This window comes from Paenibacillus sp. TC-CSREp1, from assembly GCF_050171015.1.
Taxonomy (GTDB): Bacteria; Bacillota; Bacilli; order Paenibacillales; family Paenibacillaceae; genus Paenibacillus; species Paenibacillus silvae.
This window is the reverse complement of sequence record NZ_JBNOKM010000007.1, coordinates 1-11560: the sequence shown is the minus strand read 5'-3', so window position 1 is coordinate 11560 and position 11560 is coordinate 1. Positions and strand designations below refer to the sequence as shown.

Annotated in this window: 7 protein-coding genes; 5 read left to right on the top strand and 2 right to left on the bottom strand. The window is 48.5% G+C overall.

The features are described from left to right. Nucleotides 1-170 precede the first annotated feature (170 nt). Genes ACQSGY_RS11880 through ACQSGY_RS11870 form a run of 3 tightly spaced genes read left to right on the top strand, consistent with a single transcriptional unit; the run spans nucleotide 171 to nucleotide 3473 of the window. Complete coding sequence (locus ACQSGY_RS11880) at nucleotides 171-1106, top strand: ABC transporter ATP-binding protein (protein WP_427052041.1); 936 nt, start codon at nucleotides 171-173, stop codon at nucleotides 1104-1106. Nucleotides 1107-1117: 11 nt separating this feature from the next. Then, nucleotides 1118-2305: an ABC transporter permease gene (locus ACQSGY_RS11875; RefSeq protein ID WP_427052040.1), complete on the top strand. Its 1188-nt coding sequence runs from the start codon at nucleotides 1118-1120 to the stop codon at nucleotides 2303-2305. After that, nucleotides 2298-3473, top strand: coding sequence for an ABC transporter permease (locus tag ACQSGY_RS11870; protein ID WP_427052039.1), 1176 nt, complete (start codon nucleotides 2298-2300; stop codon nucleotides 3471-3473). The genes ACQSGY_RS11875 and ACQSGY_RS11870 overlap by 8 nt, the downstream gene beginning before the upstream one ends. A 366-nt stretch (nucleotides 3474-3839) precedes the next feature. Here ACQSGY_RS11870 and ACQSGY_RS11865 read toward each other — a convergent pair whose 3' ends face one another. Further along, entirely contained in the window at nucleotides 3840-4682 is an 843-nt protein-coding gene (locus tag ACQSGY_RS11865) for a flagellar motor protein MotB (RefSeq protein ID WP_188593751.1), read from the bottom strand. Beyond that, nucleotides 4666-5466 carry a flagellar motor protein gene (locus tag ACQSGY_RS11860; RefSeq protein ID WP_188593750.1) on the bottom strand — a complete coding sequence of 267 codons (801 nt, stop codon included), beginning with the start codon at nucleotides 5464-5466 and terminating at the stop codon, nucleotides 4666-4668. Before ACQSGY_RS11860 ends, ACQSGY_RS11865 begins: the two co-directional genes overlap by 17 nt. 169 nt (nucleotides 5467-5635) lie before the next feature. On the opposite strand from ACQSGY_RS11860, the gene uvrB reads away from it, so the two are divergent. Together uvrB and uvrA are read left to right on the top strand one after the other, a co-directional pair. Beyond that, a complete protein-coding gene (uvrB, locus tag ACQSGY_RS11855) occupies nucleotides 5636-7627 on the top strand; it encodes an excinuclease ABC subunit UvrB (RefSeq protein ID WP_111269158.1) in 1992 nt (663 codons plus the stop codon). 206 nt (nucleotides 7628-7833) lie between these two features. Next, on the top strand, nucleotides 7834-10692 hold the full coding sequence (uvrA, locus tag ACQSGY_RS11850; protein WP_427052038.1) for an excinuclease ABC subunit UvrA: 2859 nt from the start codon (nucleotides 7834-7836) through the stop codon (nucleotides 10690-10692). The last annotated feature ends 868 nt before the right edge of the window (nucleotides 10693-11560 follow it).

The following is an 11560-nucleotide window of genomic DNA, read 5'->3' as shown; positions in this document are numbered from 1 at the left end:
CCTGTTGATAATGCATCCTTGATTATAGCACAGCCCATCTCCGATACAGGAGGTGACTTAAGTCACCTTTGGCTCATGACTTTGTGTACCTTCAGAAAAGTAAACCATTTATTATACTGGAAATACGAAAGTTCGTGGCAAAAGCTCAAACCGATAAGGGGCGTATAACAATGAACATACTGGAAATCGATCATGTTGTGAAGCGGTACGGCAGCAAGCTGTCAGTAGATCACCTCAATCTGGATGTAGGCCGGGGAGAAATCTTTGGACTGCTCGGTCCCAATGGAGCGGGTAAAAGTACAACGATCAGTATGATTGCCGGTCTCCTGAACATGGATCAGGGAGAGATCAGGCTGGATGGTATATCCGTGAAGGAGCGGCCGCTGGATGCAAAGCGCAAAATCGGGCTTGTGCCACAGGATTTGGCGTTATACGAAACAATGAGTGCTGCGGATAATGTTACCTTTTTTGCCCGGCTGTATGGATTGCGAGGGAAAATGCTTAAAGAGAGAGTGCAGGAGTCCCTTGAGTTTGTCGGATTGCAGGATAAAGCCAAGGAAGCCCCGTCCACCTTTTCAGGAGGAATGAAACGCAGGTTAAACATCGCTTGTGCTCTCAGCCATCATCCCGATCTGATTATTATGGATGAACCGACAGTCGGCATTGATCCGCAGTCCCGCAATCACATTCTTGAATCGGTTCGAACACTGAACAAGATGGGCTCGACAATTATTTACACCAGTCATTATATGGAGGAAGTTGCGGCGATTAGCGATCGGGTGGCTATTATGGATCAAGGGAGAATCATTGCTTGCGGAACAGAGGCTGAGCTGAGAGAACGTGTTGCATCGGAGGAAAAAATGGTGCTCACCACCTCTGGCATTGATGCCGGTGTCGTGGAGGAGCTAAAGCTTCACCCGCGTGTTCGGGCGGTTGAAGTGAGTGGAGATACACTGACCATTACCCTGCCTTCTGCACAGCTCGCGCTGCAGGATATGCTGTTCATTTGCAGTAAACATGAGGTGTCCATTCATTCCCTGCGAGTCGAGGAGCCTGATCTGGAAACATTGTTCCTTAATCTGACCGGGCGCACGCTGCGAGATTAGGGGGACGTGGAATGAGAGTATGGCATATTTGCTTGTTTGAATTAAGGCGGATACTGAAAATTCGTTCCGTTGTGCTGAATCTTTTTCTTTTGCCCTTATTGTTAATTTTTATATTAGGAACTGCCTTATCCAGTGCGATGGGAACTGGAAAGGCGGCTGTACCTGGTCAGGTGCGTGTAGGATTGGTTGAAAGCGTTGAAGCTGCAGATTCTCCTGTGGGGGAGGCGATGAGAGCATTTGTGACTGCTCCTGAAGTGGCCAAGATGCTGACGTTCCAGCACATGTCTTCTCAGGATGAAGCAGTACACGCCTTGAAAGAAGGTAAGCTTGATTTTGCGGTTATCGTGACGTCCGATATGGTGCAGCAGTGGATGGCGGGGAAAGAAACCAGACTGCAATGGATACTGGGCAAGGACGGCACACTGAATGTGGTGGGAAAGACGCTGTTCACCCGGTTTACGGATGAGTTAAACCGACAGACGACGGTTGCAAAGGTTCTTGGGCCTGAGATGATCTCGAATGCAGGTGAAGGGGCTGAAGCGGGGGTAGCTGCACAGTCGAATATAACGATTAGCAGTCCCGGGGATTCTAATCAGTCGTACAGTGCATCCCAATATTACGCCGCAGCGATGCTGGCGATGTTCATGCTGTATTCCGGCATGACCGCGATTAATAGCTTGTATACGGAAAGAGACAAAAAAACACTTGCTCGTCTTCAGGCTGCTCCCATGGGCAGCGGGGTTATATTTGCTGGTAAAATTGCGGGTAACAGTCTTCTTGCCTTCATGCAGGCCATCATTATCATTGTAATGACATACCTGTTATTTGGTGTGAATTGGGGTCGTCACCTTTGGTTGATTGTATTGGTCTGTTTATTAATTACGATGGCATCCATGACATTGGGCATTATCGTGGCACTTGTAAGCAAGAGCGCCGCTTCAGCCAGTTCGCTGATGCAGGGTATTATTATTGTCATGACATTTATTAGTGGTGGATTTACTCCAATTGCTATAGATGTCATCCAGCGAATCAGCGAGTTTACCGTAAATCACTGGGCTCTTCAAAGTTTTCTCAGCATGATGCTGGATGCCCCGTTACGCGAAATTATGTACAACATCTATATGCTTGGAGCGGTATGTGCAGTGCTCGCTGCCGCAGCGGCAGTGATCTATAGAAAGGTTGGATACCGCTATGAATAGTCTGCATATCGCTTGGCTGATGATCAGAAGAACACTGGGACGCAAGCGAGGGTTTATAGCTTTTCTGCTGCTTCCGTGTCTCGTGGTGACAGGGACGGTTGCTCTTTTTGGAAGCGAGCAGGCAGGTCGTGCTGTCGTTCCTTATGTGAACCTGGATGAAGGTACTGGGGGATCATGGCTGATCCAGGAGCTTGCCCGGAAAAAAGAATACAGCTTCAAGGCTGTAAAAAGTGAAGCAGCAGTGAGGTCGGATATCGTTTCGCAAAAAGGCAGCACGGGCATCGTTATTCCGGCTCATTACACACAGTCACTGCTGGAAGGCAAGCAGACAGATATCGAACTGATCGAGATGCGTGTCAGTGAAAGTTCGTATACACTTCGGGCTGCTGTTGAAGGTTTGACAGAGGGACTTATACAGTCCGCATCGGCTGTTCGGGCCTTTTCCTTAAAGTCTCCCTCTACTGTTGAGGCGGTAGACACCGGGAAAAAGTTTGAAGAGCTGCTTCAAGAGCTGAGCAAGCATACGTTATCAGGGGAAGAACTGCATCTGCGGCTCTATCCCAAGCCAGGGCTGAATAATGTCACTGGGTTTACCGTCATGTTTATGATGGGGCTGTTAACCAGTGCAGTGTCTGTTATTATGGAGGATCGCAAGCAGCGTACGATGGCCCGGATGTACACGGCTCCAGTCAGGTCCTACGAGATTGCGCTGGGCAATTTTCTGGGCAGTCTTGCGATCGGAGTCATCCAGATTGTGCTTGTGCTGGGGATTAGCAGGTGGGTGCTGCATTATGATGCAGGAATTCCGTTTGGCATTCATTTTCTGATTCTTGGTGCGTTTATGCTGGTATCCATGGGGCTTGCAAGCACAGTAAGCGGTCTGATCCGTGAAACGAAAAATGCCAGTATGCTGAACTCCCTTATTATTGTACCCACCTGTATGATTGGAGGCTGCTTCTGGCCCTTGTCCATCATGCCGGAATATATGCAGAAGCTGGCGAACTTTGTGCCGCAGAAATGGACGATTCAGGCCGTCGAAACGATCTCTGCCGGAGGTACGCTCGCAGACATTACACTTCCTCTGCTCATTCTGTGTGCAATGGCTGTGATATTGCTGGCTGTCGGCTCCGCCATCCTTCGGCCTGATCAGCCAGGTACGGATGCGTAGTGATGCGAGAACAAGCATAGAATCAATAGATGAGTGGATAAATAAACGAATAGACGAATGAATTTAAGTAGAGGATTTGATCGAAAGATAATATAGAGGATTAGATGTTTAGGTAATAGAGGATGAGATGATGTAGGTAAAAGAGGAATAGGTAATGTAGGTAAAAATAAAATCAAAAAAGCACGTCTGTCAGGTAGATGAACATACCGCAGGACGTGCTTTTTGCTGTTTCTAGTCTCTACAGATTCGAAAGTATACCACCATGTCATAATGCAGGGCAGCACATTCTTGAAGCTGCATGAGTGGTTCCATCATAACGGAACAGACAAGCTCGATTTATTAGAAGGCATCACATTCAGTCGTCAACTAAGGCTGCAGCTGGCGAAGAACGGTAATTTCAACCCGGCGGTTTTTCTGCCGTCCGGCAGGAGTTTTGTTATCTCCGGTTGGACGAGTATCTGCATATCCCGCATATTGGAAGTGGTCTGGATCAAGTTTTTCTTTATCCAGAAAAAACCGCAGGATTGATAATGCACGTTCACCAGACAACTCCCAGTTATCCTTGTAGGTCGAGTTTGCTCCAATCGGAACATTGTCCGTATGCCCTTCGATACTGACGACCATTTGAAGATTACGAAACAAGCTTGCAAGTTTGCTGAGTGTAGGTGCGGCATCCTTTTTCAGTGCAGCCTGTCCCTGGTCAAACAGAAATCGGTCACTGAGCGTAATGGAGATGCCTTGCGGTTTGTCCGCAACATAAATCTGGTTCTCCAGTTTATTATCCTCAATATATTGGGTAATCACATTGAACAGATTCTGCAGCTCCTGCTCCTGTGTTCTGAACTGCTCTTCCCGTTCGGTAAGCGGACGGTTGGTATCATCCGGGGTATCTTTTTCTGAATCCGATGCAGGGTTCTCCTGTTTGTCATCCGATTCTCCCTGAACCTGGGCAGAAGGTGTTTTACTGATCGTTTGACCGGGAGTATCCCCGAGTCCATTTCCCAGTTCAAGTATGGAGTTGGATTTGTTAAAAGTGCTCTGAAGGGATTGGGTAACGACGTCGTATTTACCTGTATCCAGATTGCTCATGGCGTACATGATGACAAAAAAGATCAGCAGCAGCGTAATAAGATCGGCATAGGTAATCATCCACCGATCCCGATGGTCAGCCGTCTCACGTTTCGCACGCCGTTTACTGCGCCGACTCATCCAATCCCTCCTTTGCCAGTGGTGACGGTGCGTCCTGACGATGTGCGAGTGTAAAAGACTCCAGCCGTTTGCGGACAAGCTGTGGATTCTCACCGTTCTGAATTGCAAGCACACCTTCGAGCATCATCTCCATCGCCTGAACTTCGTCAGCACTTCTGGATTTGATCTTGGAGGCGATAGGCAGGAAGATCAGGTTGGCACTGGCCACCCCGTACAGGGTCGCGGTAAAAGCAACAGCGATAGCTGGCCCGAGCCCCGTGGGATCAGTTAAGCTTCCAAGCACCTGGATTAGTCCCATTACGGTCCCGATGATACCCATCGTTGGGGCATAGCCACCGGCTGCTTCGAATATTTTGGCGTAACCTTCATGCTTCTGCTCGACAGAGTCAATCTCCATCTCCAGAATCTGGCGAACAATATCCGGGTCTGTTCCGTCAACCACCATCTGGATGCCATCTTGTAAAAATGGATTGGGATGATCTACAACTTTGCGCTCCAAAGCAAGCACCCCCGATCTGCGGGCAATGGTGGACATCTCAATCAGTTCCTCCACCCATTGTTTGGAATCGTAACGATGACGTCCAAACGCCATGCGCAATGCAGCAGGTATCGTACGCAGACGGTATGTGGGGAAGCTGGCCACAACAGCAGCAATCGTTCCACCGAACACAATTAAAGCAGCGGTTTTCTGAAGCAGACCTGACAGCTGTCCGCCTTCCCACAGAAAACCACTGATGACTGCGGCAATTCCGGCGATTATACCGATAAGTGTCGCAATATCCATAAATTAACCCACTCCTATCTTCAATTCACGTTTGCAACACGAAAACGAACAAGGTATAATTGAACGGGAACAAATATTCCTATTACTATAAGTTTTCCCAACTGGAAATTCGGGGAACTTCGACAATATATAGTGACTATTATTTTAGACGATAGGGTGAGATACGGCAATGAGCGATATTATTATGAGCGACAAAACGTTCGAAATCGAGTCAGAGTTTTCTCCCCAGGGTGATCAGCCTGCTGCCATTCAGGAATTGGTGAAGGGTGTTCAGGAAGGGAAGAGATACCAGACACTGCTGGGTGCAACGGGCACGGGCAAGACATTTACTATTGCACAGACGATTGCCAAGCTGCAGCGTCCTACGCTGATTATTGCGCACAACAAGACACTGGCAGCGCAGCTGGCGAGTGAGTTCAAGGAATTTTTTCCGAACAACATGGTAGAGTATTTTGTCAGTTACTATGACTACTACCAGCCAGAAGCCTATATTCCTTCATCCGATACGTATATCGAGAAGGATTCAAGCATTAATGAAGAGATTGACAAGCTGCGGCATGCGGCGACCAGCTCGTTGTTTGAGCGCAGGGATGTCATTATTGTAGCGAGTGTGTCGTGTATATACGGTCTCGGTTCGCCGCATGATTATTCCAGCATGCTGTTGTCACTGCGGGTAGGCATGGAGAAGCCGCGCAATCAGATATTGTCACGTCTGGTGGAGATTCAGTACCAGCGGAATGATATTAACTTTGTGCGGGGCACGTTCCGTGTTCGTGGTGATGTCATTGAGATATTCCCGGCTTCCAAGGGTGAACATGCGATTCGGGTTGAACTGTTCGGAGACGAGATTGAGAAAATTACCGAAATTGATGTTTTGACAGGAGAATTGATCGGTGAGCGCGAGCACATTGCTATTTTCCCGGCATCTCACTTCGTAACACAGGAAGAGACGATGCGTGTGGCGCTGGTGAATATCGAGCGCGAACTGGAAGAACGTCTTGAAGTGCTGCGTGAGCAGGGCAAACTTCTGGAGGCTCAGCGGCTGGAGCAGCGTACGCGGTATGATATCGAGATGATGAAGGAAGTGGGCTTCTGCTCGGGCATTGAGAACTATTCCGGACCGCTGACTTTCCGTGAGCGTGGAGATACGCCGTATACTCTGCTCGATTATTTCCCGGATGACATGCTGATTGTGGTCGATGAGTCTCATGTGACCCTGCCGCAGATTCGGGCGATGTACAATGGTGACCAGGCGAGAAAGACGGTGCTGGTAGATCACGGTTTCAGGCTGCCATCTGCTCTGGATAACCGTCCGCTCAAATTCGAAGAATTTGAAGAGAAAATGAACCAGATTATCTATGTCTCGGCAACCCCAGGTCCTTATGAGATCGAGCATACAGATACGATGGTGCAGCAGATCATTCGTCCAACCGGTCTGCTTGATCCTGTCATTGAGCTGCGTCCGACGAAGGGGCAGATTGATGATCTGATTGCCGAGATTCATGACCGGATTGCGAAGGATGAGCGGGTGCTGATCACCACGCTTACGAAGAAGATGTCGGAAGACTTGACGGATTATTTGAAGGAGATCGGCATCAAGGTCCGATATCTGCACTCCGAGATCAAAACGCTGGAACGTATGGCCATTCTGCGTGATCTGAGGCTGGGGACATTCCACGTTCTGATCGGGATCAATTTGCTGCGGGAAGGTCTGGATCTGCCGGAAGTATCACTGGTAGCGATTCTGGATGCCGATAAGGAAGGTTTCCTGCGTTCCGAGCGCTCGCTCATTCAAACGATTGGTCGTGCGGCGCGGAACAGCGATGGTAAAGTTATTTTGTATGGTGACAAAGTGACGGATTCCATGGATAAAGCGATGAAAGAGACGGAGCGCCGCCGCGCCATACAGATGGAATACAATGAAAAGCACGGCATAACACCACAGACGATTCGCAAAAAAGTGCGTGATGTCATTGAGGCAACGAAGGTTGCCGAATCCAAAAACGAGTATCTGACCGGCGCTGCCGAGAAGATGTCGAAGAAGGAACGTCAGTCGCTCATTCAGCGTCTGGAAGCAGAGATGAAAGATGCAGCCAAAAACCTTCAGTTCGAGCGTGCTGCCGAGCTGCGTGATGCACTGCTGGAGCTGCGAGCTGAATAGATTGTTCGTGATTTGATAGAAGATGTTCTTGGATGGAGAATTTGTCATAAGAGAACGGCCAATTGGCCGTTCTCTTGTTGAGTAATGAACCGGCATAAATGATCCGATATTATTCCATATTGAAATGTTGTAATCAGGTCAATACTGGTATAACAGATAAAATTGGTTAAAAGGTTTATAGATTAGCAATGAGAGGATGAATAGTATTGGCGAGCGAGAATATTGTCATTAAAGGCGCGCGAGCGCATAACCTGAAAAACATTGATATTACCATTCCGCGTGACAAGTTTGTCGTATTGACCGGCTTGAGCGGATCAGGCAAATCCTCGCTGGCCTTTGATACGATCTATGCCGAAGGACAGCGGCGTTATGTGGAGTCATTGTCTGCTTATGCACGTCAGTTTCTGGGCCAGATGGAGAAACCGGATGTGGATTCCATTGAAGGATTGTCTCCTGCCATCTCGATAGATCAAAAAACAACAAGCCGCAACCCGCGTTCCACTGTCGGGACGGTTACCGAAATTTATGATTATTTGCGTCTTTTGTTCGCGCGTATCGGCCACCCGCATTGTCCGGATCATGGCATCGAGATTACATCGCAAACGGTTGAACAGATGGTAGACCGTATTATGCAGTACCCGGAACGTACCCGTCTGCAGATTCTCGCACCGATTGTTGCAGGACGTAAAGGTGAGCACAAAAGTGTATTCGCTGACGTGTCCAAACAAGGTTTTGTCCGTGTGCGGGTGAATGGTGAACTGCGTGATCTATCAGAGGACATTCAATTGGAGAAAAACAAAAAACACACCATTGATGTTGTCGTTGACCGGATTGTCGTAAAGGATGACGTTCAGGCACGCCTCGCGGATTCCATTGAAACGGCGCTTAATCTGTCCGGCGGGCAACTGCTTGTTGACATCATTGGCGAAGAAGAGCTACGATTCAGTTCGAACTTTGCCTGCCCGGTTTGCGGCTTCAGCATTGATGAGCTTGCACCGCGTATGTTCTCTTTTAATAGTCCGTTCGGTGCTTGCCCGGATTGTGACGGTCTGGGCGTGAAAATGATTGTAGACCCGGATTTACTTGTACCGGATCGCAGCAAAACAATTGAAGAAGGAGCGTTCGATGCCTGGACAGGCGGAACGTCCACGTATTATCCGCAATTTCTGAGATCGGTATGCGAGCATTTCAACATTCCGCAGGATGTTCCTGTGGAGGATCTGCCTGCCGATCAGATGAACAAGCTATTGCAAGGCACAGGTTCGGAGAAAATCCGTTTCCGTTACGAAAATGATTTTGGTCAGCGCAAGGAAGCATTGGTTACGTTTGAAGGCATCGTGAATAATCTGGAGCGCCGTTATCGCGAAACGGCTTCCGAAGGCATCCGTGAATTTATCGAAGGATATATGAGTGCGAAGCCATGTGGTACGTGTAAAGGACAGCGTTTGAAACGCGAGAGCCTTGCAGTTACGATTAATGATCACAATATGGCTTATGTAACAGGGCTGTCGATCGGTGAAGCGGGACGTTTCTTTGATTCACTGCAGCTGACGGAGAAAGAGCAGACGATTGCGAAGCTGATTTTGAAAGAAATCAACAGCCGCCTTGGATTCCTTGTCAATGTTGGTCTGGATTATCTGACGCTAAGCCGTGCTGCCGGAACATTATCCGGGGGTGAAGCGCAACGGATCAGATTGGCTACGCAGATCGGTTCCAGTCTGATGGGGGTACTCTATATTCTGGATGAGCCGAGTATCGGTCTGCACCAGCGGGATAATGACCGTTTGATCTCTACGCTGGCGCATATGCGTGATATCGGAAACACCTTGATCGTGGTTGAACATGACGAGGATACGATGATGGCCGCAGATTATATTATCGACATCGGTCCAGGCGCAGGTATTCACGGCGGCACCGTCATGTCGCAAGGTACACCTGAGGAGATAATGAACGACGACAAATCGTTAACGGGTCAGTATCTCAGCGGCAAGAAGTTTATCCCGGTTCGTACGGAGCGCCGAAGTGTGGGTGACCGCTGGCTGGAAGTGCGCGGAGCGAAAGAAAACAATCTGAAGAATCTGAATGTAAAGATCCCGGTCGGCGTATTTACTGCGGTAACCGGAGTATCCGGTTCGGGTAAATCAACACTGATTAACGAGATTTTGTACAAGACGCTAGCGCGTGACCTGAATCGTGCGCGTGTACGTCCAGGACAGCATAAGGAGATTCGCGGACTGGAGCACATTGATAAAGTTATTGATATTGATCAGTCGCCAATCGGCCGCACACCACGTTCCAACCCGGCCACATATACAGGTGTCTTTGACGATATTCGTGACCTGTTTGCACAAACCAATGAAGCCAAGGTGCGCGGATATAAAAAAGGCCGGTTCAGCTTTAATATCAAAGGTGGACGTTGTGAAGCCTGCCGCGGAGACGGCATTATCAAAATAGAGATGCACTTCCTGCCGGATGTATACGTGCCGTGTGAAGTCTGCAAGGGCAAACGTTACAACCGTGAAACGCTGGAAGTGAAATATAAAAATAAAAATATCGCAGATGTGCTTGAAATGACAGTGGAGGACGCAACTCAATTTTTCGAGAACATTCCGAAGATTCACCGCAAAATGCAAACGCTGCTGGATGTTGGACTCGGCTACATTAATCTGGGTCAACCTGCAACGACTTTATCCGGTGGTGAAGCACAGCGTGTGAAGCTTGCTTCCGAGCTGTACCGACGCAGTACCGGCAAAACGATCTACATTCTGGACGAGCCGACAACAGGTCTGCATGTCGATGATATCGACCGACTGCTGAACGTACTGCATCGCCTCGTGGACTCAGGCGAATCCGTGCTTGTCATCGAGCATAATCTGGATGTGATTAAAACAGCCGATTATATCGTTGACCTGGGTCCAGAAGGCGGCAGCGGCGGCGGCACGATTGTAGCGACAGGAACGCCGGAGGATATCATTCAAGTGGAAGCTTCATACACGGGCAAGTACCTGAAGCCTGTTCTGGAGCGCGATACGGAACGAAGCCGGGCGTTGCAGCTGGCAGACTAACCTTATAGCGTGTAATAAGCTGAAGAAAGACCTTCAATGCCTGAGAAGAGATGTGCATGATCATCCGCACTCTCTCTCAGGTGCAGAAGGTTTTTTTGCATTATGCCCTTGTTGAATTCGCTTCTGCCATGCGCAGCAAGTTGCACGTTGCAAGGCATAGCATAAGTTGTAAGTTTGCTTGTAAGTCTGTATGTTTGCAAGTTACAAGCCGCAAATCACAAGCCGCAAGTCACAATTTAAAATTCGAAAGTCTCAAGTCTCAGGTATAGCTCTCAAGTATCAAGTCACGAGCAGCTATTCGCAGTTTTCAAGATTAAAGCCGCAAGCCGTTAGCCGTAAGCCACAAGGTCCAAGCCACAAGCCGCAAGCTAAAAGTCACGAGTTACAAGCTGCAGCTAAAAGTCATGAGTTACAGGCTGCAAGCCAAAAGTGACAAGTCTCAAGTTACAAGCCCGAACCCCAAGTATCAAGTCACACGCACAAGCCAAAAGTCACCAGATACAAGACGCCACTCGCAAGCCACAAGTCTCAAGTCACAAGTCGAGAGTCAAAACTCGCAATCTGCAATTCACAATTCGCAAGCCTCTAGTCACGATTTTTGCCATTCGCAGTTTGCAAGTTGCAAGTCAGAACTAGCAATCACAATTCAAAATTCGTAAGTTGTACCAATTACTCAGCAAAGTCGGTCAGCCGCATCAGCTGCAGGCATTTAATGGGTGCGAAAAATTCTAACGATCTCAGGAGAGCTTATTTGCACGAAATTAGGCTTTCACGAATTCTAACGATTCCTATGGACCTATGTCAAGAAAGTAGACACTTACGCTACGGATTTGTCCGTAAATTTCTTTGCAAAACGAGCAGGGGAAAG